21 protein-coding genes are annotated in these 21816 nt (G+C 64.6%); 15 read left to right on the forward strand and 6 right to left on the reverse strand.

Annotated elements, in window-relative coordinates; genetic code table 11:
* Positions 1–6: 6 nt before the first annotated feature.
* From P8T11_RS15200 to phnE (P8T11_RS15220), 5 genes are all read left to right on the forward strand, one after another.
* Entirely contained in the window at positions 7–822 is an 816-nt protein-coding gene (locus P8T11_RS15200; protein ID WP_268081167.1) for an IclR family transcriptional regulator, read from the forward strand.
* Positions 823–990: 168 nt separating this feature from the next.
* On the forward strand, positions 991–1989 hold the full coding sequence (gene phnD, locus P8T11_RS15205; RefSeq protein WP_268081166.1) for a phosphate/phosphite/phosphonate ABC transporter substrate-binding protein: 999 nt from the start codon (positions 991–993) through the stop codon (positions 1987–1989).
* Positions 1990–1995: 6 nt separating this feature from the next.
* Positions 1996–2766: a phosphonate ABC transporter ATP-binding protein gene (gene phnC / locus P8T11_RS15210; RefSeq protein WP_268081165.1), complete on the forward strand. Its 771-nt coding sequence runs from the start codon at positions 1996–1998 to the stop codon at positions 2764–2766.
* Positions 2763–3647, forward strand: a complete 885-nt coding sequence (gene phnE / locus P8T11_RS15215; protein ID WP_050449552.1) for a phosphonate ABC transporter, permease protein PhnE — start codon at positions 2763–2765, stop codon at positions 3645–3647. Before phnC ends, phnE (P8T11_RS15215) begins: the two co-directional genes overlap by 4 nt.
* Positions 3644–4468, forward strand: coding sequence for a phosphonate ABC transporter, permease protein PhnE (gene phnE / locus P8T11_RS15220; RefSeq protein ID WP_050449551.1), 825 nt, complete (start codon positions 3644–3646; stop codon positions 4466–4468). Before phnE (P8T11_RS15215) ends, phnE (P8T11_RS15220) begins: the two co-directional genes overlap by 4 nt.
* A 33-nt stretch (positions 4469–4501) precedes the next feature.
* Here phnE (P8T11_RS15220) and P8T11_RS15225 read toward each other — a convergent pair whose 3' ends face one another.
* Positions 4502–4648, reverse strand: a complete 147-nt coding sequence (locus P8T11_RS15225; protein ID WP_268081164.1) for a hypothetical protein — start codon at positions 4646–4648, stop codon at positions 4502–4504.
* A 58-nt stretch (positions 4649–4706) separates the two neighbouring features.
* Here P8T11_RS15225 and P8T11_RS15230 point away from each other — a divergent pair, with 58 nt between their 5' ends.
* The 3 genes from P8T11_RS15230 (at position 4707) to P8T11_RS15240 (ending at position 9667) form a co-directional block, all read left to right on the forward strand.
* Positions 4707–6365 carry a CYTH and CHAD domain-containing protein gene (locus tag P8T11_RS15230; RefSeq protein WP_268081163.1) on the forward strand — a complete coding sequence of 553 codons (1659 nt, stop codon included), beginning with the start codon at positions 4707–4709 and terminating at the stop codon, positions 6363–6365.
* 839 nt (positions 6366–7204) lie between these two features.
* A complete protein-coding gene (locus P8T11_RS15235) occupies positions 7205–7396 on the forward strand; it encodes a hypothetical protein (RefSeq protein WP_268081162.1) in 192 nt (63 codons plus the stop codon).
* Between the two features lie 72 nt (positions 7397–7468).
* Entirely contained in the window at positions 7469–9667 is a 2199-nt protein-coding gene (locus P8T11_RS15240; RefSeq protein ID WP_268081161.1) for a phosphocholine-specific phospholipase C, read from the forward strand.
* Between the two features lie 70 nt (positions 9668–9737).
* On the opposite strand, the gene ftsY is transcribed toward P8T11_RS15240, so the two are convergent.
* Entirely contained in the window at positions 9738–10787 is a 1050-nt protein-coding gene (gene ftsY, locus P8T11_RS15245; RefSeq protein WP_268081160.1) for a signal recognition particle-docking protein FtsY, read from the reverse strand.
* A 295-nt stretch (positions 10788–11082) separates the two neighbouring features.
* On the opposite strand from ftsY, the gene P8T11_RS15250 reads away from it, so the two are divergent.
* The 5 genes from P8T11_RS15250 (at position 11083) to P8T11_RS15270 (ending at position 14028) form a co-directional block, all read left to right on the forward strand.
* Positions 11083–11283, forward strand: coding sequence for a hypothetical protein (locus P8T11_RS15250; protein ID WP_268081159.1), 201 nt, complete (start codon positions 11083–11085; stop codon positions 11281–11283).
* A gap of 48 nt (positions 11284–11331) precedes the next feature.
* Positions 11332–11898, forward strand: coding sequence for a 16S rRNA (guanine(966)-N(2))-methyltransferase RsmD (rsmD, locus tag P8T11_RS15255; protein WP_050448038.1), 567 nt, complete (start codon positions 11332–11334; stop codon positions 11896–11898).
* Between the two features lie 58 nt (positions 11899–11956).
* A complete protein-coding gene (gene coaD, locus P8T11_RS15260; protein ID WP_046807920.1) occupies positions 11957–12460 on the forward strand; it encodes a pantetheine-phosphate adenylyltransferase in 504 nt (167 codons plus the stop codon).
* Between the two features lie 105 nt (positions 12461–12565).
* Positions 12566–12817, forward strand: coding sequence for a YfhL family 4Fe-4S dicluster ferredoxin (locus P8T11_RS15265; RefSeq protein ID WP_006221659.1), 252 nt, complete (start codon positions 12566–12568; stop codon positions 12815–12817).
* Entirely contained in the window at positions 12814–14028 is a 1215-nt protein-coding gene (locus tag P8T11_RS15270; RefSeq protein ID WP_268081158.1) for a benzoate/H(+) symporter BenE family transporter, read from the forward strand. Before P8T11_RS15265 ends, P8T11_RS15270 begins: the two co-directional genes overlap by 4 nt.
* 67 nt (positions 14029–14095) lie before the next feature.
* Here P8T11_RS15270 and P8T11_RS15275 read toward each other — a convergent pair whose 3' ends face one another.
* Positions 14096–14482, reverse strand: coding sequence for an MOSC N-terminal beta barrel domain-containing protein (locus tag P8T11_RS15275; protein ID WP_100854473.1), 387 nt, complete (start codon positions 14480–14482; stop codon positions 14096–14098).
* Positions 14479–16977, reverse strand: coding sequence for an AsmA family protein (locus tag P8T11_RS15280; RefSeq protein ID WP_268081157.1), 2499 nt, complete (start codon positions 16975–16977; stop codon positions 14479–14481). The genes P8T11_RS15275 and P8T11_RS15280 overlap by 4 nt, the downstream gene beginning before the upstream one ends.
* Positions 16978–17383: 406 nt before the next feature.
* On the opposite strand from P8T11_RS15280, the gene P8T11_RS15285 reads away from it, so the two are divergent.
* Together P8T11_RS15285 and P8T11_RS15290 are read left to right on the forward strand one after the other, a co-directional pair.
* Positions 17384–18982, forward strand: coding sequence for an MDR family MFS transporter (locus P8T11_RS15285; RefSeq protein ID WP_268081156.1), 1599 nt, complete (start codon positions 17384–17386; stop codon positions 18980–18982).
* Between the two features lie 3 nt (positions 18983–18985).
* Positions 18986–19432, forward strand: coding sequence for a MarR family winged helix-turn-helix transcriptional regulator (locus P8T11_RS15290; RefSeq protein WP_268081155.1), 447 nt, complete (start codon positions 18986–18988; stop codon positions 19430–19432).
* A 20-nt stretch (positions 19433–19452) separates the two neighbouring features.
* On the opposite strand, the gene P8T11_RS15295 is transcribed toward P8T11_RS15290, so the two are convergent.
* Both P8T11_RS15295 and ychF read right to left on the reverse strand, forming a co-directional pair.
* Positions 19453–20574: a Fic family protein gene (locus P8T11_RS15295; RefSeq protein ID WP_268081154.1), complete on the reverse strand. Its 1122-nt coding sequence runs from the start codon at positions 20572–20574 to the stop codon at positions 19453–19455.
* Between the two features lie 65 nt (positions 20575–20639).
* Entirely contained in the window at positions 20640–21731 is a 1092-nt protein-coding gene (gene ychF, locus P8T11_RS15300; protein ID WP_050448045.1) for a redox-regulated ATPase YchF, read from the reverse strand.
* Between the last annotated feature and the right edge of the window lie 85 nt (positions 21732–21816).

A 21816-nucleotide genomic window follows, 5' to 3' on the forward strand; every position in this document is an offset into this window, starting at 1 on the left:
CACCCCGTGGCCACCTCCAAGACCCCCGCAGCCTCCGCCAATGACGGCCGCCGCAGCATCCAATCCATTGAAGTGGGCGTGCCGCTGCTGGCCGCGCTGGTTGACGCCGGCAAGCCCCTGACGCTGCGCGACCTGGCGACGCGCGCCGGCATGACGTCCGCCAAGGCGCACCCCTACCTGGTCAGCTTCATCCGCGTGGGACTGGTGCAACAGGACGCCACCACAGGCCAGTACGAACTGGGCCCCTTCGCCTTGCAGATGGGCCTGGTCAGCCTGCAACGCCTGGACCCGGTACGCATCGCCATGCCCGAGATCGCCCAGCTGCAATCCGAAATTGGCCACACGTTGGGCATCGCCGTGCTGGGCTCGCATGGCCCCACCATGATTCACATGACCGAAGCCAGCTACCCGGTACACGTGAACATGCGCAAGGGCACAGTGATGTCCATGCTGCACACCGCCACCGGTCTGGTGTTCGCGGCGTGGCTGCCGCCCAAGGTCAGCGAACACTACATCGCGCGCGAAGAGGGCGACACCGCCGTCATCGCCAGCGTGCCCCCGCCGCGCAAGGCGTCGCGCGCCAATATCGACGCGCAACTGGCCGACATCCGCGTGCACGGCATGGCGCGCGCCCTGGGCAACCCGCTGCCGGGCGTGGACGCGCTGTCGGTGCCCGTGTTCGACAACACCGGCAACATCGTGCTGGCGCTGACCAGCCTGGGGCCGACGGGCTTGTTCGACGTGTCTTGGGACGGCACGATTGCCCGGCCGCTGCTGGCCTGCGCGCAGGAGATTTCGCGCAAGCTGGGGTATCGGGGCTAGCGGGAACTAGCGGCCAGCGGCTCCGTTGTTCGAAAATAAACGAACACAAAACGAATAATTCGAACAAATCACGAAAAAAAAGGCAGGGACTTTCCCAGGTGCGCGTTTTCCCTCTTGTGTGTTTGAATTCAGGAAATATTCAAATTCATTCCCCTGAGGAGACAAACCATGCACGCGATGCGTCTATTGCAAGCGGCCGCCCTGGCCGCCTTCGCCGTTGGCGGCTCTGCCGCCAACGCCGCCGACACCTGCTCCAACCGCGGCGATCTGGACCAGATGTACTGCGACGCCAACAAGGATCTGGTGGCGGACACCCCCACTGACGCATCCAAGCTCAAGACCCCTTCCACCCTGGTGTTCACCTACACCCCCGTGGAAGACCCGGCGGTCTATGAAGACATCTTCAAGCCCTTCACCAAGCACCTGTCCGAATGCACGGGCAAGCGCGTGGTGTTCTACCAAGTGCAAAGCAACGCCGCCGAAATCGAAGCCATGCGCTCGGGCCGCCTGCACGTGGGCGGCTTTTCCACCGGCCCCACCGCGTTCGCCGTGAACATCGCCGGCGCCGTGCCCTTTGCCGTGAAGGGCTATGCCGACAGCTTCCAGGGCTACAACCTGATCGTCATCGTCAAGAAAGACAGCCCGTACCAGAAGCTGTCCGACCTGAAGGGCAAGAAACTCGCGCACACCGCGCCGTCGTCGAACTCGGGCCATATGGCGCCCGTGGCCCTGTTCCCCAAGGAAGGCCTGACGCCGGACAAGGACTACAAGGTGATCTTCTCGGGCAAGCACGACCAGTCCGTCATGGGCGTGAACTCCGGCGACTACGACGCCGCCGCCGTGGCGTCCGACGTGTTCAAGCGCATGGTTGAGCGCGGCCAGGTCAAGGAAGCCGATTTCCGCATCATCTACACCAGCGAAAAATTCCCGACCTCGTCGTTCGCCTACGCGCATGACCTGGAGCCCAAGTTCCGCGACCAGATGTTGAAGTGCTTCTACGACTACCGCTTCCCCGCGGAAATGTCGAAGGCCTTCGACGGCGCCGACCGTTTCTATCCGGTGACCTATCAGAAAGATTGGGCCATCGTCCGCCAAGTGGCTGAATCGGGCGGCGAAAGCTTCAACCGCGCCGCTTACGACCGCGAATCCGCCAAGAGCAAGAAGTAATCCAGCATGACGACGTCGCTACGCATTTCCGGCCTGGTCAAGGAATACCGGGCCGGCCGGCCGGTTCTCAATGGCATCAACCTTGAAATCGCCGGCCAAGGCCTGACCGCCATCATCGGCCCTTCCGGCACCGGCAAAAGCACGCTTCTGCGTTGCGTCAACCGGCTGATTGAACCCACGCAGGGCGAGATCGTGCTGCAGTCCCAGGAAGGCAGCGTGGACCTGGCCCGCGTGCGTGGCGCGTCGCTGCGCCGCGCGCGCCGACGCATCGGCATGGTGTTCCAGGAATACAACCTGGTTGAACGCCTGACCGTCATGGAAAACCTGCTGACCGGCCGGCTGGGGTATACCTCGGCGTTCAAGGCCTGGATGCGCCGCTTTGAGTCCGAAGATATCGAGCACGCCTACAAGCTGCTGGATACCGTCGGCCTGGCGGGCTTCGCGGACCAGCGCGCGGATGCACTGTCGGGCGGCCAGCGCCAGCGCGTGGGCATTGCCCGCGCCCTGATGCAGCGCCCCCAACTGCTGCTGGCCGACGAACCCACCTCGTCGCTGGACCCCAAGACCTCGGTGGAAATCATGGAGCTGCTGTCTGATCAGGGCAGCGCCACCGGCATTCCCGTCATCGTCAACATCCACGACGTGGATCTGGCTCGCCGCTACGCCACGCGTATCGTCGGCATGTCCGGCGGAGCCGTCGTCTACGACGGCGACGGCCAGGGCCTGGACGCCACCATGCTCAAGACCATCTACGGAGGCGAGTCTTGGCTGGAATGACCCCCCTTCAGGGCAAGCGCCCCTTTGCCATGTCCGGGCGCGCCAAGGCGGGCCTGGTGTTGCTGCTGATCTACACCGTCTACGCGGCCGCGCAACTGGATTTCAGTTGGGCGCGCTTTGAAAGCGGCATGGGACACGCCTCGACGTTTCTGGCGCGCATGTTTCCGCCCAATTTCGAAAAGCCCGACACCTTGTGGAAGGGCATCGCCGAAAGCCTGGAAATCGCCGTGCTGGCCTCGGTGCTGGGTATTTTGTTTGCGCTGCCCGTGGGGCTTCTGGGCGCACGCAACATGATGCCCGCCTGGGTGTCGTGGCCCGCGCGTTCGCTGGTGGCTTTGTGCCGCGCACTGCACCCGGTCATCGTCGCCATCCTGTTCGTCAAGGCCGTGGGCTTTGGCGCGCTGGCGGGCATTCTGGCGCTGACGGTGGCGTCCATCGGCTTCATCGGCAAGCTGTTCACCGAAGCCATCGAAGAGATCTCGTTGAAGCAGGTGGAAGCCGTGCGCGCCAGCGGTGCGTCGTTCGCCAACGTGATCATCTTCGGCGTGCTGCCGCAGGTGTTCGCGCGCTTCATCGGCTTTGCCACTTACCAGTTCGACTCCAACCTGCGTAACTCCACCATGGTGGGGATCGTGGGCGCGGGCGGGGTGGGCGGCACGCTGTTCTCGGCCTTCCAGCGCTTTGACTACGACTTCGTCAGCGCCATCTTGCTGACCCTGATCGCCATCATCATGCTGGGTGAGATCATCGCGGGCTTCGTGCGCGCCGTGTTCCTGGACAACCTGGGCTTTGACCGCATCCTGCAAGGCCGCTTTGCCGGCGCGCGCGGCATCGGTTCCGGCAAGCCGCCGGTGGCCCGCAAGGCGGAGGTGGAAGAATGAACGCCCACGCCTCTACCCTGAATCCGGCGGGCACGCCGCGCGTGTGGCAGCGTTACAGCATGGGGCAGCGGCTGCTGCGCTTTGCGCTGTACCTGCTGGTGGTCGCGGCCATTGTCCAGGCCATCCGTGGCGTGGAAGTCATACCGGAATTCCTGTATGACGCCCCCGAGCAAATGGCCGACCTGTTCCGCCGCATGTGGCCGATCGACTGGGCCTACTACCCGGATGGCGTGCACGCGGCGCTGATCGAAACGCTGCACATCGCCACGCTGGGCACCATCCTGTCCGTCTTCATGGCGGTGCCGGTGGGCTTGCTGGCGGCCAACAACCTGACGCCCAGCAAAACCATCAACATGCTGGCGCGCTTGATCCTGGTGTCCAGCCGCTCGGTCAATTCGCTGGTGTGGGCGCTGCTGTTCATCGCCATCTTCGGGCCCGGCGCGTTGGCGGGCACGCTGGCGATTGCGTTCCGCTCCATCGGTTTTGTCGGCAAGCTGGTGGGCGAAGCCATCGAGGAAGCGCAACGCGGGCCGATCGAAGCCGTTACCGCCACGGGCGCCAGCAAAGGCGCGGTGCTGTGGTATGCCTACTGGCCGCAGATCCGCCCGGCGTTCTGGTCCATCGTGCTGCTGCGCTGGGACATCAACGTGCGCGAATCCGCCGTGCTGGGCCTGGTGGGCGCGGGCGGCATCGGCATGGCGCTGGACACCGCGCTGAACCTGTTCCAGTGGGATCGCGTGGCCTTGGTGCTGGCCGCCATCTTCGTGGTGGTTGTGTTGGCCGAAATCATCATCACGCAGGCGCGCAAACGGATTCTGTAGTCGCGGTCCGTCGTTGCGGCCTGTAGTTGAGTTCTATTTACGCTTGTCGGTTTCCCCTGACCAGCGCTCCTTGGCGCCGCCCTTGAAAAAGGGCGGCGTTTTTTCTTTTGCTGCGCTGCCAGCTTGTTTCGCGCAACAAATGGCGTCTATGCTCGATATGACCAAAATATGAACGGTCATCAAATCCCGCCCCTTACTTGATTAAGATCTCGGCTTTTGCCGTCGGACACCCACCGCCATGTCGGAACAGGAATTGAAACTGCACGTGCCCGCCGCTACGCGTCAGGCCGTGCTGAAGGAAGTCAAGCAACGCGAAGCCACGCGCATCCGCTTGCATGCCATGTATTTCGATACGCCCGAGCGCGAGCTGGCGCGTGCGCGCATCGCCATCCGCTTGCGCCAGGAAGGCAAGGATTGGGTGCAGACGCTGAAGATGCCCGGCATCAACGCCATCACCCGCATCGAACTGAACCACCCTCGCCCCGGCCCCGTGCTGGACCTGTCGGTGTATGCCGGCACCGAAGTCGAAGCGGCGCTGAGCGCCATCAAGGGCGAACTGGGCCTGCGCTACGAAACCGACGTGCTGCGCCAACTGCGCAAAGTGCGCACGCGCTACGGCACGGTTGAACTGGCTTATGACACCGGCATCCTGCGCGCGGGCGCGCTGGAACTGCCCATTTCGGAACTGGAATTTGAACTGGTGTCGGGCCGCCCCGCCGCCATCTTTGCCGTGGCGCGCGGCTGGCAGCAGCGGCACAGCCTGGTGCTGGACCCGCGCAGCAAGTCTGAACGCGGTGATGCGCTGGCGCAGTTGGCGCAACGGCTTGCCGAGGAAGACGCCAAGGCGGGCGATGACCTGGAAGCGCGCCGCGCCCAAGCCATTGCCCAGTTCTGGGCGCCTCGCGGCGCGGCCTCGGTCAAGCTACGCGAAGACATGACGGCGCCGCAGGCCTTGGGTCGCATCGCCGCCGAATGTTTGGACCAGATCGCGCGCAACGCCGCGGTGCTGGCTGAAGTGGACACCGAAGGTGTGTACCGCGCGGGCAATTCCGAACATGTGCACCAGTTGCGCGTAGGCGTACGCCGGCTGCGTTCGGCGTGGAAGCTGTTCGAAGGCTGGGTCGCGCCGCTGCCCGACGCGCTGTTGCAAGGGGTGCGCACGCACTTCGCCGCCTTCGGCGCCAATCGCGACCAGGACGTGCTGAACGAAACCGTGGCGCCCGCCCTGCTGCGCGCCGGCATGCCCGTCATCCCGATGGAAGCCGCGCCGCCTGAACAGGACGCGCAAACGATCGCCGGCGGCAAGGCCTTCCAGGCGTGGTTGCTGGACCTGCTGGAATGGAGCCTGGACGTGCCGCCCGCGCTGCCGTCCGACGGGGCGCAAAGCATCGCCAACGGCACGCCCAGCGACACCGCCCCCGAACCCGCCATCCGGCTGGAAGGCGGCTTGTCGGTGTCCAGCGTGAAGCCCACCATCATTCCGATGCTGGCGCCCGAGCCGGATCCGCACCGCTTGCGCAAGCAACTGGCGCGCCGCCTGCACCGCTGGCATAGCAAAGTGGCCGACCAGGGCACACAGTTCGCCAAGCTGGACATTCCCACCCGCCACGAATTGCGCAAGCGCGGCAAAAGACTGCGCTACAGCCTGGCGTTTGCCGAATCGCTGCTGCCCACCGCCAAGCTGCGCGGCTATCGCAAGCTGTTGTCCAAGGTGCAGGACGTGCTGGGCGAAATCAACGACCTGGCCGTCGCCAAGGACTACTACGAATCGTGTACCGCCACGCATCCACAAGCCTGGTTTGCGCTGGGCTGGATCAGCGCCCGCCTGGAGGAATTGGCGGTGGACGCGCAAAAGGCGTTCGACGCGCTGGCACAAAGCAAACCTTTCTGGCGGTGAACGTGGTTGCCCCATATTCACGACGGACCATAACTTCGTAGGATGGGTGAAGCGCGCAGGGACGGCGGCAAGATCGCAGAGGCACCATCGCGCGTAACCCATCTGGCGGCGGCCCGGTTTATATCCACCGGCGGCTGATGGGTTGCGCGCGTTCGTCTATTGCGCTTTTCTGAAGGGCTTCTCGCGCTTCACCCATCCTACGAACTCGGAGACCACATCGTAGGATGGGTGCAGCGCGTGCGGACGGCAGCCAGGTCGCTGACGCCACTTCGCGCGTAACCCATCTTGCGGCGATCCGGTTTATCTCCACTGGCGGCTGATGGGTTGCGCGCGTTCGTCTATTGCGCTTTTCTGAAGGGCTTCTCGCGCTTCACCCATCCTACGAACTCGGCGCCCACATCGTAGGATGGGTGCAGCGCGTGCGGACGGCAGCCAGGTCGCTGACGCCACTTCGCGCGTAACCCATCTGGCGGCGGCCCGGTTTATATCCACCGGCGGCTGATGGGTTGCGCGCGTTCGTCTATTGCGCTTTTCTGAAGGGCTTCTCGCGCTTCACCCATCCTACGTCCCCTGCTACCCCATTTTCGCGACAGGCCGCGTTGCGGCTTGCACCTGGAAACGCATCTCGCAAGGCGTTTCAAAAAAAGGGCCATAGTCAGCAACGGGTCAGCTTCCGGTCAATTGTTCGACATCCGCGGCGTCAATACTGGGTTGCTGTCGCCCCGCCATCACATCATGCGTTGGGCGCATTCGTGGCCCGCTGCATACGCCCGACATTCGTCCTTGTGACGGCAAGACGGCCCCTGGCGGGCCGTCAGCCCACCCTCAATGACCGAACCATGAAAAACCCATCCTGCTTGCCCGCCTATGCAAGACGAGGCCTGGCGGCCCTATGCGCCTTGTCGCTGGTGTTCGCGCTGTCCGCCTGTGGTGGCGACGACGATGACGACGTTGACGATCCGGCGCCCAACCCGCCCGCGACGACGCCCACGACACCACCCGCCGCATGTGCCGTGCATTGCGCCCCTTGAGTCTCTTGAGTCTCTTGAGTCGCTTGAACCGTTTCTGCACACTTCACATCGATCACCAGGACAGGCAAGCCAATGACGTTCGACGCATCCAAAAGAAAGTTCTTCAAGACCACCGTGGGCGCCACCGCCGCGGTCAGCGCGCTGTCGATGTTCCCGCCCAGCATCCGCCGGGCGTTGGCCATTGAGGCCAGCAACACCACCGGCACCATCCAGGACGTCAAGCACGTCGTTCTGCTGATGCTGGAAAACCGTTCCTTCGATGGCTATTTCGGCACCTTTCCCGGCGTGCGCGGGTTTGGTGACCGCTTCCCGATTCCGCTGGCCAACGGCAAATCGGTCTTCCACCAGACGCGCAGTGACGGCACCGAAGAACTCCCCTATCACCTGGACACCACGCTGGGCAATGCGCAGCGCGCGGGCAGCACGCCGCACTCCTGGCCCAACTGCCAGGCGGCGTGGGACCACGGCCGCATGAACAAGTGGCCCAGCGCCAAGCAGCCGCTGTCCATGGGCTACTACGAAACCGCCGAAGTGCCGTTTCACCGCGCGCTGGCCGACGCCTTCACGCTGTGCGACAACTACCACTGTTCGATGCACGCGGGCACCATCCCCAACCGCCTGTTCTTCTGGACCGGCACCAACGGCCCATCGGGCGACAACGTGTCGGTGGTGATGAACGAAATGAACGACGGCGCCGACGTGGGCCCGTCCACCGAAGGCTGGACGTGGACCACCTACGCCGACCGGCTGCAAGCGGCCGGCGTCAGTTGGAAGGTCTACCAGAACATTCCCGACAATTTCGGCTGCAACGAAATGATGAGCTTTCGGCACTGGCGCGCCGAGATCGAAAAAATGCCTGCCGACCGCCAAGTCACCAACCAGGGCGGCCCCGCGTACAACCCCGCCATCGACGACCTGTACAGCCCGCTGGCCAAGGGCTTCGGCAACACCATGCCAGACGGCGGCTTCCTGCAAAGCCTGCGCGACGACGTCATGAACGGCACGTTGCCGGAGGTGTCGTGGATCATTCCGCCGGCTGCCTACAGCGAGCACCCCGGCCCCTCCAGCCCCGCCAAGGGCGCGTGGTACATCCAGGCCGCGCTGGATGCGCTGACGCAGTCGCCCGAGGTCTGGAGCAAGACGGTATTCCTGGTCACGTATGACGAAAACGATGGTTTCTTCGACCACATGCCCACGCCATCGGCGCCGTCGCGCAACGACGACGGCACGCTGGCCGGCAAGTCCACGCTGAGCGATGCGCAGATGGCCTTTGAGTACTTCACCTACCCGCCCGCCACGCCCAAGCAACTGACGGCCGATGGCAAGCCGTACGGCCCGGGCATGCGCGTGCCGATGTGGGTGATTTCACCGTGGAGCCGTGGCGGCTGGGTCAATTCGCAGGTGTTTGACCACACGTCCGCCTTGCGCTTTCTGGAGCAGCGTTTTGGCGTCGTCGAGCCCAACATCAGCGCCTTTCGCCGCGCCGTATGTGGCGACCTGACGTCCGCCTTGAATTTCGTGTCGCCCAACAGCGCCACCCTGCCCACCTTGGCGGGCCGCACCACCAAGACGGATGCCGACGGGCTGACGACGTGGCAAGAAGCGCAGCCGGCCATCGCCATCCCTGCGCAGCAAACGCTGGCCAAGCAGGCCGCGGGCACGCGCCCGTCGCGCGCGCTACCGTACGAGCTGCACACCAGCGCGCGCGAGCAAGCCCGCGAGAACCGCGTGCAGCTATTGTTTGCCAACGCCAGCAGTGCGCAAACGGCGGCGGTCTTTCACGTGTACGACAAGCTGCACCTGGACCGCATCCCGCGCCGCTATGTGGTCGAAGCGGGCAAGTCGCTGGATGACGTCTGGGACGTATCGGGCGACAGTGGCCAGTACGACTTGTGGGTGTTGGGCCCCAACGGCTACCACCGCTCGTTCACGGGCGACTTGATGCGCACCGCCGGCGCGCAGCCCGAAATCCAGGTCTGCTACGTGCCCTGCGACGACGCCCAAATACAGGTGAAACTGCACAACAACGGTACGCAGGACTGCGTCTTCACGGTGCAGGCCATGGCCTATCGCAACGATGGCCCATGGACGGCAACGGTGGCGGCGGGACAGGTCGGCGAACTGAGCTGGCCGGTCAGTGCCAGCGGCCAGTGGTACGACTTTGCGGCAACTTGCGACGGCTACCCGGCGTTCAAGCGGCGCTTCGCGGGCCGTCTGGAAACGGGCAAGGACGGCATCAGCGACCCGGCGATGGGTCAGTTGGACAACTGAAAACAAAACGGGACGGCGCCTGGGCGTCGTCCCGTTTTGCTGTCCGGCGATCGTTGGATCAATCGTCGGATCAGTCCGCCAGCAGCGCGCCCGCGAACTCATCAGCCACGAAGGGCTGCAGGTCTTCCAGGCTTTCGCCCACGCCGATCCAATACACCGGAATCGGCCGCACGCCCTGGCTACCCGCGGCCACGGCGGCCAGCGTGCCGCCCTTGGCGGTGCCGTCCAGCTTGGTCACGACCAGGCCCGTCAGGTTGATGGCCGCATCAAAGGCGCGAATCTGCGCCAGCGCGTTCTGGCCGGTGTTGCCGTCCACCACCAACAGCACTTCGTGCGGCGCCGATGCATCCGCCTTGCCGATGACGCGGCGGATCTTTTTCAGCTCTTCCATCAGGTGCAACTGCGTGGGCAAGCGGCCGGCGGTGTCCACCATGACCACGCCCATTCCCCGCGCGCGACCGGCGTTGACGGCATCGAACGCCACGGCGGCGGGGTCGCCGCCATCCTGCGAAATCACGCTGACGTTGTTGCGGCTGCCCCATTCCACCAGCTGTTCACGGGCCGCGGCACGGAAGGTGTCGCCCGCCGCCAGCAGCACGCTGGCGCCCTGGCGCTGGAACGTGTGCGCCAGCTTGCCGATGGACGTGGTCTTGCCCGCGCCGTTGACGCCGGCAATCATCACCACCAGCGGCTTCGCGCTGGTCAGGTTGAAGCCGCGCTCCAGCGGACGCAGGTGGTCGGCCAGCAACTGGCGCAGCGCCGTCTTCACCTTGGCGGGGTCTTCAATGCGTTCTTTCTTGACCCGCGCACGCAGCGCGGTCAGCAGCTTCTCGGTGGCCTCCAGGCCCGCATCGGCCATAATGAGCGCCGATTCGAGTTCCTCGAACAGGTTTTCGTCGACCTTGACGCCCACGAAAATGCCGCCAATGCTCTGCCCGGTGCGCGACAAGCCCTGCTTCAAGCGCGACAGCCATGACGACTTCTTGGGCGCCTCGGCGACGGGATCAGGTGCTGGAGTGGGTGCTGGCGTGGGTACCGGCGCGGGGGATGGCGCAGTCACCGGCGTTACGATCGGAGCAGGCGCGGCAGTCGGCGCAACCGAAACCGTAGGCGCAGGCATCGGCGCTGGCGCTCGGACCGGCTCGATAGCCGGCGCGGGTGGCGCGGCGGGTGCCGGTGAAATCACCGGCGCGGGCGCGGCAGCCGGCGTCGAATGGGTCGGTGCGGCGGTTCGCGTCAGAGTCGGTGCAGCGGTCCGCGTCAGAGTCGGTGCGGCTGCCGGCGTCGAAACAGTCGGTGCAGCAATCGGAGCAGCAGCGGGCGCCACGGTCGGCGCAGCAGGCGAAACCGGCGGCGCAATCGAAGGTGACACCGGCGGTGCAATCGAAGGCGAAACCGGTGCGGCGACGGGATCAATGGCCGGCGCGGGAGCGGGTGCGGGTGCGGGTGCGGGTGCGGGTGCGGGTGCGGGTGCGGGTGCGGACACCGGCTCTACAACCTCGGGACGCGGCGCGGGCGGCGGAATCACCGGCGCGGCGGCGGGCTCCGTGGGCGCGGCGGCGGGCTCCGTGGGCGCGACGGCGGCGTCCACGACCTCCGGCGGTGGCACGGGCTGAGCCGGTGCGGCGGGCGGAGGGGATTTTTTCTTGAAGAAGCGGCTAAACATGGGTAACAAGTATATTCGTATCGTCGGGGGCCAATACAGGCGCACCCCCATCGCCGTTCCCGACGTGGAGACGCTGCGCCCCACGCCCGACCGGGTCCGCGAAACGCTGTTCAACTGGTTGAATCATCTTTGGGCCGGCGAGTTCGCCGACAAGCAGGTGCTGGACCTGTTTGCCGGCAGTGGCGCGCTGGGCTTTGAAGCGGCCTCTCGCGGGGTGGCGCATGTGCAGATGGTCGAGCGGGACAAAACCGCCGCGTCCGCGCTGCGGACACTGCGCGACAAGCTCAAAGCCGACATGATACGCATCCATGTGGGCGACGCGATGCAGGTTGCCGAACGCATGGACGCGTCCCGCTTTGACCTCATCCTGTTGGACCCTCCCTTTGGACAGGGTTGGCTGGCGCGCCTCTGGCCCATTCTGCCGGGCATTCTGAACGAGCACGGGCTGGTCTACGTCGAGGCGGAAGCCCCCATCGAAGCCCCCGAAGGCTTCCAGATCTTGCGGCAGGACAAGGCAGGCGCGGTCCACTACCACCTGTTGGAATTTGCTGCATTGCGGAAATAGATCAATAATCCGAGCTTCGGAGGATGGTGTACACCACTAATAACGGTACGGAGCTCGCATGATCATCGCTGTATATCCCGGCACTTTCGACCCGCTGACCCGCGGCCACGAAGACCTGGTCCGCCGTGCGGCCACGCTCTTCGACAAGGTCGTGGTGGGCATTGCCCACAGCCGCAACAAGAAGCCTTTTTTCAGCATCGACGAGCGCGTGGAGATCGCGCGCGAAGTGCTGGGCCACTATCCCAACGTGGAAGTGCAAAGCTTTGGCGGCCTGTTGAAGGACTTTGTCCGCGACCAGAACGGGCGCGTCATCGTGCGCGGCCTGCGCGCCGTGTCCGACTTTGAATATGAATTCCAGATGGCCGGCATGAATCGCCATCTGCTGCCCGACGTTGAAACGCTATTCATGACGCCGTCGGACCAATACCAGTTCATTTCGGGCACCATCGTGCGCGAAATCGCCCAACTGGGCGGCGACGTCAGCAAGTTCGTGTTCCCGTCCGTGGAACGCTGGTTGCAGGAAAAGGCCAAGGAGCGCCGCGAGCAATCCTGGCCGGGCTGATCGGCCCGCAAGCACCATCCCGAAGGGCGCATCTTGCGCCCTTCTTGCGCTTTGCGGGCCGGCGGTACAATGGCAGCCGCCCCCGGCTTTACACCGCTGCCCACCATGGCCTTGCTCATCACCGAAGAATGCATCAATTGCGACGTTTGCGAGCCCCAGTGCCCGAACGACGCGATCTCCATGGGTGATGACTATTACGTCATCGACCCTGACAAATGCACCGAGTGCGTCGGCCATCACGACGAACCGCAGTGCAAGGTGGTATGCCCCGTGGAGTGCATTGAACTGCACCCCCAGTGGAACGAAGGCCAGGAACAGCTCATGGCCAAGTACCGCCGCCTGACCGGTGCCGCATGAGCGACGCCACGCAAGGCGGTATTCCCCTTTCCTCGAATTCCCACCACGCCCGCCGCGATGTGTCCGCATCGGCCATCGCCGCGGGCGTGGTGGCCGTGCTGGTCAGCTTTGGCGGCACCGCCGTGCTGATGGTGCAGGCCGGCCACGCGGCAGGGCTGGACGCGGCCCGCATCGGTTCGTGGATCGGCTCGCTTAGCCTGGCGTTCGGATTCGGCGGCGCGTTCTACAGCCTGCGCACCGGGCTGCCGATCGTCATGGCCTGGTCCACGCCCGGCGCCGCGCTGCTGGTGACCGCGCTGGTCGGCGTACCGTTCAACGAGGCCATCGGCGCTTACATGCTGGCCGCCGGCCTGACGCTGGCCTGTGGCCTGTTTGGCTGGATCGACCCCATCCTGCGCCGCATCCCCGGCGAAATCGCCGCCGCCATGCTGGCCGGCGTGCTGCTCAATTTCGGCATGGGTATCTTCAGCAACGTCGCCCTGCAACCAGGCCTGGTGCTGACCATGTGCGCCACCTACCTGTTGTGCCGACGCTGGGCGCCGCGCTATGCCGTGCTGCTGGTGATGGTGGTGGCCATTGCCCTGGCATTCGCGCTGGACATGATCCGGCTGGACCTGCTGGACTGGCGCCTGACGGAATTCGTCTGGACCACGCCCGAATTCAGCATGCAGGCGGTGGTCAGCCTGGGCATTCCGCTCTTCGTGGTGGCCATGGCGTCGCAGAACCTGCCCGGCCTGGCGATCCTGCAAGCGGCCGGCTATCGTCCTCCGGCGTCCCGCATCGTGGCCGCCACGGGCTTGCTGGGCCTGTTGGCCGCGCCCTTCGGCGCGCACAGCGTCACCATGGGGGCCATCAGCGCCGCCATCTGCACCGGCCCCGAAGCCCATCCCGACCCCGGCAAGCGCTATATCGCCGCCGCCACCTATGGCTTGGGCTACGTGGCCCTGAGCCTGGTGGCGGGCGCCGTGGCCGTCTTCTTCCAGGCCTTGCCCGCCGCCCTGCTGGCCGCGCTGGCGGGCCTGGCGTTGCTGGGTACGATCATGGGCGGCATGGCCGCCGCCATGGTCAACCCGCAACGGCGCGAAGCCGCGCTCATCACCTTGTTGGCAACGGCGTCCGGCTTCAGTTTCTGGGGTATCGGGTCAGCCTTCTGGGGCCTGGTGGCGGGCCTGCTGGCCCACGCGGCCTTCGAGTTCAAGCGCCGCGCCTAGCCCGTAGCACATATAGCGCTGGCGCGAGCCCTGCCCGCGCGGCGGCTTGTGACGCCGGCCGGTAAGGTCAGGCCGGCCAGGCGGTGACCGGCGTGTCCGGGTGCACCTTCATGATGCGGCAGGGCACCTGCACGAAGTTCGAAATCCAGGCCGCGGCCAGTTCGCCTTCGTCGATCACGTCTATGGTCTGGTCGCCCACGTTCATGCTGTAGCGCACGCTGTCGTCGTCTTCGATGACGTCCAGCGGGATGTCCATGCGCAGCATGCCGGGCGCTTTCAACACCAGATAGCCCAGCCGCAGCTCCACCGACACATCGGCCAGCTTGGGACACAGCTCGCGATTCAGCCATTGGCCGGAATCATTGGCAATGAGCCATTGGCGGTGATAAGCCGCCGCATTGGGCTGCGTGGTGGTGCCGCATTGTGCGATGGGCTGAAACGTATCGGTGCTCATTTGCCAAGCAATCCCTTTAAAGCCTTGTCCACGGCCTCGCCGCCCTTGCCCTTGCCCGTGACGGCCTCGCGCAGCTTGTTTTCCAGGCTGCGCTTGAGGATGCCGCCGATGGCGTCTTTCCACAGCAAGGTGTACGTCGGTTTCTCGAACGGACCCTGTACGTGCACGGGAATGGTCACGTCTTTCAGGTCGACCAATTCCTGGCCTTCCGGGGAAGCTGCGGGGTTGACGATGCGCGCGCGCACCACCACGTCCAGCTCGCTTTTCACGAAGTCGATATTCGCCGGAGAACCCTGGGTCACGCGCAACAGCGGCGACACAATGTTCAAGCGCTTCACCGCCGCAACGCCCTTGGTAAAGGCCAGGTCCGCGTCCATTTCCGAGAATTCGGTCTGCTTGCTGGAGTCAGCCGGCACGGTCTCGTCTTGCGATTCCGGCTTGAACGCCGCCTTCAGCTCGCGCAGCGTCTGCGTCAGGTTGATGCCCTTGACGGCACCATCACGCAAACGCACTTGCAGGCTGCCACCCAGGGCGTTCTTCATGGCGTAGGCATTGGCGCCGGCGGTCTTCAAGTCCAGCGCCAGGCTACCCGTGCCGCTAAGCATGTTGCGCTTGACCAGGTCCATCAGCAACGGCTCGATGGCGATACCGGCCAGGGACATCTTGGTGGCCAACTGATTGCCTTGCGCGGCGTCCACCGACATGGCGCCCGCCAGCTTGCCGCCATACAGGCCGGCCGTGAGGCTGGAGATTTCAAGCTTGCCCTTGTCCAGCTTGACCACGGCCGACACCTCGTCGGCCTTCAGGCCGCGCACCACCAGCTTGCCCACCTTCAGGGTGCCGTTGACGCTAGGCCCCACCAGCGCGGACAGGTCGATGGTGTCGTCCACCGGCGCGGCTGGCGCCGCGGGCGTGGCGGGCTTGGATTCGTCTTTCTTGCCATCGGCGGGCGGCTTGGCCGGGGGCTGCACGACGGGCGGCGCCAGCTTGTCCAGGTCCAGCGTGTCCACGGCCAGTGCAAACTTCACCACCGGCATTTCAGACAGCTTGGTGATGTCGGCGCTCAGATCGAATTTGCCGCCTTCCAGCACGGCATTGATCTTGCTGGTGGCCTGGTCTTTAAGCAGGTCGACGTTCACGCTGCCGATCACCGGAATCTGCAGGTTGCCCTTGGGCAGGCCGGGGTCGGTGATGTTGACGTCGCCCCGCAGCGCGGACAGGCTACCGGTACGCTGCCACAGGTTCAAGCTCAGCGGCGACGCAAAGTTCAGCTTCACGACGCGCTCGCCATTCTTGGACGTGCTGTCCACCTTGGCTTCCTTGATGTCCAGCTCGGCGGCGTTGCCGCTGATGCCGTTCAAGCCGAAGCTGGCGTCCAGGCCGCTGAGGCGCACGCGCCCGGTCAGGGCTTCGCCCGTGGCTGATGCCGGCGATATGTTCAGCGCGGGCGCGTCCACCGCGACCTCAAAGGGGCCATCGGCGGACCCGCCCTTGGCGCGCACAGCCAGCTTTTCAATCTGCAGTTGGCTCTTGTGGGGGTCGATGGCCAGCTTGGGCATGGCCACGCTGGCTTCCACATTGGTGGCGCGCGCGGCCGGGTCCGTGATGTCGCCCTGGAACACCACTTCCAGGCCGGCGATATCCAGCGACGACTTCTGTCCGTTGAAGGCCAGGTTGCCGCGCATGGCAAGGCTCTTGGCCTCGGCGCCGGGCAGCTTGCCGTCCAGGCGCAGGTCCAGCTTCTGGGCCGCGTAACGCTTGGCCGACGGGTCCAGCGTCAACAGGGCCTGCCCTGTCAGATTCGCGTCCACGCGGGGGTTGCCGCCTTCCACGCGGGCGGTCATACGCACGTCGAAAGGCTGGTTGAACGTGACACGGCCCGTGTTGGCGTTGATCTTCGTCACCGCCACGGCCATGCCCGAGATGGCGTCCTGCAGCAGCACTTCGCCGTCCTTCAGGTCCAGGCCGGCGATATCGATCTGCATGTTGTTGCGCGTGGCCGGCAAGGTGCCGCTGGTGATGACCTGGGCCGCGGTCTGGGCCGCGCCAACCAGCGCTTCGGCCGGATTGGACGGCGCTGCCGTCACGCCTGGCGTGCCGCCCACCAGATTGCTGAAATTGAACTGGCCGTCCTTGTCGCGCACCACTCGCGCCTTCAGGCCGCTGATGGCCACGTGGTCCACCACGAAGCTGTTGGACAGCAGCGGCCAGACGGCTACCGCCAGGCGCGTGCTGTCGATGGATGCAAAGGTGTCCGGGCTATTGGGCTCGGACAGCGACACGCCCTGCACCGACAAGCCGATGCGTGGGAAGAGCGATAGCTCGATCTCGCCGTCGATCGTGAGGGTACGGTGATAGCGTTCCTGAACAAGCTCTTCCAGCTTGTACTTGTACGCGTTGGGGTCGAATGTCAGCAAGAAGATGGCCAGGCCAACGACGGCCACGACAACCAACACTACCAGGCCTATCAAAATGCGCTTGAACCACGTTTTCATTGCTGCCCCGTCGGTACCTCGACTGGAAATTCTTGGATGCCGCCCACCGCGCCGCGCGCGGGGATGGTGCTGTAGCGGCGGAAAAACCGCGCGCCGGATGGAACTATCTGCCTTTTAGGGCGAGTCCCCGCTCCTGCCAAAAGCTTGCGGCTGCGGCGTATGAAGGGAGGGTCAACCGTGGAAGGTCTGCTGAAGACGCCAGCATGGCCAGCGTGCAGATTTCGCTATCGTAACAAATCAGGCGAGGTTCGCGCGGCCTTGTCAGACCATGACACCAAATACGCGCCGCCCTGCGCCGCCCAAAGCGCCGCGATGCCGCCGATTCAAGCCCGCGAAGCTGACGATTTTCTGTTTGCGGATTGTAGGGCTAAAATAATTGATCCATCAATAATTGATGTATCCAACAATGCCCGCCCCCACCCCAAGTACCCCACATTCACCCGGCCAGGTGCTGCCCTTCCGGCAAACGCTGCTGGCCATGCTGGGCATGTGCTTTGTCATGATGATGGTCGCCATCGACCAGACGGTCGTGGGCACCGCGTTGCCCACCATCGTGGCCGAGCTCAAGGGCTTCGAACTGTACGCCTGGGTCGCCACGTCCTACCTGCTGACCTCGGTCATCACCGTGCCTATCTTCGGCCGCCTGGGCGACTACTACGGTCGCAAGCCCTTCGTGGTGGCCGCCATCATCCTTTTCACGCTGGCCTCGGCCCTGTGCGGCGCGGCCGACAGCATGCTATCGCTGGTGCTGGCGCGGGCCTTGCAGGGCATCGGCGGCGGCATGCTGGTGGGCACCGCGTTCGCCTCCATCCCCGACCTGTTTCCCGACCCGCACGTGCGCCTGCGCTGGCAAGTGATGCTGAGTTCGGCCTTCGGCATTGCCAACGCCGTCGGCCCCACGCTGGGCGGCGCGCTGACCGAGCACTATGGTTGGCGGTCCGTGTTCTACGTGAACCTGCCGATCGGCATCCTGGGCCTGTGGTTCGTGGCACGCTACCTTCCGCATCTGCGCAACCACACGGCCGGCAAGGTCCGCCTGGACTGGCAAGGCGCCCTACTGGTCGCGCTGGCGCTGGGCAGCCTGCAACTGCTGGTGGAACTGCTGCCCAAGGAAGGAATAAGCGGCCCCATCATGCTGCTGGGCCTGGGCAGCATCGCCTCGTTCGTGCTGCTGATCTGGTGGGAAAAGCGCTGCCCGCATCCCCTCTTGCCGCTGGACATGTTCCGCAACCGCGGCCTGGCCACGCTGTTCACGCTGGCGCTGCTGGTGGGCGTAACGATGTATTCGCTGCTGTTCTATGCGCCGCTGCTGCTGCAAGGCGGCTTTGGCCTGTCGCCGCAGGACGCCGGCATGCTGATCACGCCCATGGTTGTGTTCATTACCGTGGGCAGCATCATCAACGGCCGCATCATCACCCGCATCCGCAATCCCAACCGCATGCTCTACGCGGGCTTTCTGCTGATGGCGCTGTCATGCCTGGGCATCGTCACCACCCACAGCTACACGTCGCATGTGTTGATTGCCGTCTACATGCTGATGGCCGGCCTGGGCATGGGCTTCATCATGCCCAACCTGACGGTGTTCGCGCAGCAGACCGCGGGCCGCACGCACCTGGGCATCGCCACGGCGCTGTTGCAATCGCTGCGCATGATTGGCGGCATGCTGGGCACGGCGGTCGTCGGCACCATGGTCAGCCACAGCTATTTCAGCGGCGTCGAGTCCACGCTGCACGGCGCGTCGGCGCAATGGCTGCCGGAACTGAACGACCCGCAGATGCTGGTCAACCCGGCGGCGCAAACGCAGTTCCTGGCACAATTGGCGCATCAAGGCCAGGACGGTACGTCGCTGATCGAGATTGCGCGAGTCGCGCTGGTGGGCGCCATCCATGAAGGGCAACTCATCGCGCTGGCCGTCGCCATCTTCGCGCTCTGGTGCGTGCGGCGCGTGCCGCTGGTGCAATTGGCCCGCCCATCCAAGGCGGAGCCCGCCGGCGTCGGAGAATAGCTTTTGCCCAGACAACAACAAGGCCTGCAAGTCATCCAGCACATGGGGCAGACGTACCGCGTCATGCAAAGCGCATTCAGCAGCAAGGTAGGCCACGCCCTGCCTCGCTGGCGCATCTTGCTGGCGCTGCATGAAAACGGACAGTGTTCGCAAAAGCATCTGGCTGAGCGTTGCCGGCTGGATCCCGCGTCATTGACCCGGCAGTTGCAGGCGATGGAGAAAATGGGCTGGATAGCGCGTGCCGTGGATGCTCAGGACAACCGGCTGACAAATGCCACGTTGACGGCCGCTGGGCAGGTGGTGGTGAATGAAGCGCTGCCTAAACGGGCGGCGTTTTTTGAAGAGGCGTTGAAGGGGTTGAGCGCGGCGGACGTGGATACGCTGAACCGGGTGCTGAGCGTGCTGGAAGCGAATTTTTTACGGGCGGCGGGGGATAAGGCGGGGGGGTGATGGGGCGCGCGGAACCCGGGTCAGTCAGGCTTCAGTTCGTAGCTGGTGCTGCGACCTCCAGCCCCCGAGCGTTGCAACACGCCAAGATCAACCAGTTCGGTAATGTCGCGCAGCGCGGTATCGCTAGAACACTTCGCAAGCGCAGCCCACTTGCTGCTGGTCAGCTTGCCCTCGAATCCGTCCAGCAAACGGTTCAACACCTTCACTTGCCGGTCGTTTAATGCAGCGCCGGACACACGGTTCCAGAACCGTGCCTTGCCTAGCACCGTATCCAGCGTGTGATGTGCCTGTCGCACCGCCTCATCCAGCATCTGCACAAACCACAATAGCCACGCCGTCACGTCCAGCGAGCCCTTCTGCGTGCGCTCAAGGATGTCGTAATAGGCATTTCGCTGCCGCTGGATCTGCGCGGACAAGCTGTAAAAACGCTGCGGGCTGCCATCGGCGCGGGCCAACAGCAAATCGCCGATCGCTCGGGCGATACGGCCATTGCCATCATCGAAGGGGTGCAAGGTCACAAACCATAGATGCCCCAGTCCGGCGCGGATCAAAGCGGGCTCCGACGCCCGTGGCGCATTCACCCAGTCCAGAAAGCGCATCATTTCCGCCGGCAGGCTAGCTGCGGCGGGAGCTTCGAAATGAACCTTATGGCGCCCGACGTGACCCGACACCACCTGCATCGGCCCTTGGGCGTCATCCCGCCATCCACCAGTGATGATCTTGCCGAGGCCCGAGTAGCCAGTGGGAAACAGCGCGGCATGCCAACCGTACAAGCGCTCGGCCGTCAGCGGCTGACTGCTGTTGCCGCTGGCATCAAGCACCATGTCCACCACGCCTTCCACGTTGCGGTCGACTGGCTCCAAGGCACCGATATCAACACCAAGACGGCGAGCAATGGACGAGCGGACCGAGGCTGCGTTGAGGTGCTCGCCCTCAATCTCGCTGGTCTTGAGCACGTCATCCGTCAGGGCGGCCAGGCTGGCTTGCCCTTGTAAGCCAAGACCGACGTCGGCAAGCCGCCCCAGCAACATGCCCTGCACGCGGCTGACTCGCGCCAAGGGCTCGGCGAGAACAGCCAAGTCGTAGCGCCAGTTCGGCCAGTCGGGGGCCTGCCAGATATAAAGATAATCGCCGCAGTTCATGCGGCGATTATCGGGGCTATTCGCCGCAGCGGCAAGATATTCGCTGCGGGGGAATGGGCGAGATGTCACACGTTAAACAAGAAATTCATCACGTCCCCATCCTGCACGATGTACTCCTTGCCTTCGGCGCGCATCTTGCCGGCTTCCTTGGCGCCTTGCTCGCCCTTGTACGTGATGAAGTCTTCGTAGGCGATTGTTTGCGCGCGGATGAAGCCGCGTTCGAAGTCGGTGTGGATGACGCCGGCCGCTTGCGGGGCGGTGGCGCCGATGGGCACCGTCCAGGCGCGCACTTCCTTCACGCCTGCCGTGAAGTAGGTTTGCAGGCCCAGCAGCTTGAAGGCGGCGCGGATCAGGCGGTTCAGGCCCGGTTCTTCCATGCCCATGTCGGACAGGAAGGCCTGGCGGTCGGCGTCATCGAGGTCGACGATTTCGGATTCGATGGCGGCGCAGATGGCGACGACCGGCGCGTTGCGCGCGGCGGCGAATTCGGTCAGGCGGTCAAGCAGCGGGTTGTTGGTGAAGCCGTCGTCGGCCACGTTGCCCACGTACATCGCGCGCTTGGCGGTGATGAAGCACAGTTGGGCGATGTCGGCGTGTTCTTCCGGGCTGAGGTCCAGCGCGCGGATGGGCTTGGCTTCGTTCAATTGGGCCACGCACTTTTCCAGCACGGCCACGATGCGCTGCGATTCCTTGTCGCCGGAACGCGCGGTCTTCTGATGACGCTGCAGCGCTTTTTCAGCGGTTTGCATGTCGGCCAGGGCCAGCTCGGTTTCGATGACTTCGATGTCGGCAATGGGGTCGATCTTGCCGGCCACGTGAATCACGTTGGGGTCTTCGAAGCAGCGCACGACGTTGACGATGGCGTCGGTTTCGCGGATGTGCGACAGGAACTGGTTGCCCAGGCCTTCGCCCTTGCTTGCGCCGGCGACCAGGCCCGCGATGTCCACGAATTCGACGGTGGCGGACAGGATGCGCTCGGGCTTGACGATTTCAGCCAGCTTTTGCAGACGCGGATCCGGCACTTCGACCACACCGACGTTGGGTTCGATGGTGCAGAACGGATAGTTCTCGGCGGCGATGCCGGCGCGGGTCAGAGCATTGAAGAGAGTCGATTTGCCAACGTTGGGCAGGCCGACGATGCCGCATTGCAGAGCCATGGGAATCCTGTGTAAGTACGGTAGTGATCGTTAACGTTCTAGTTTACCCCGGGCGCGCCCCGGGGCAGTTTCGTCAGGGCCGGCG

It is taken from the genome of Achromobacter spanius, from assembly GCF_029637605.1.
Taxonomy (GTDB): domain Bacteria; phylum Pseudomonadota; class Gammaproteobacteria; order Burkholderiales; family Burkholderiaceae_B; genus Achromobacter; species Achromobacter spanius_E.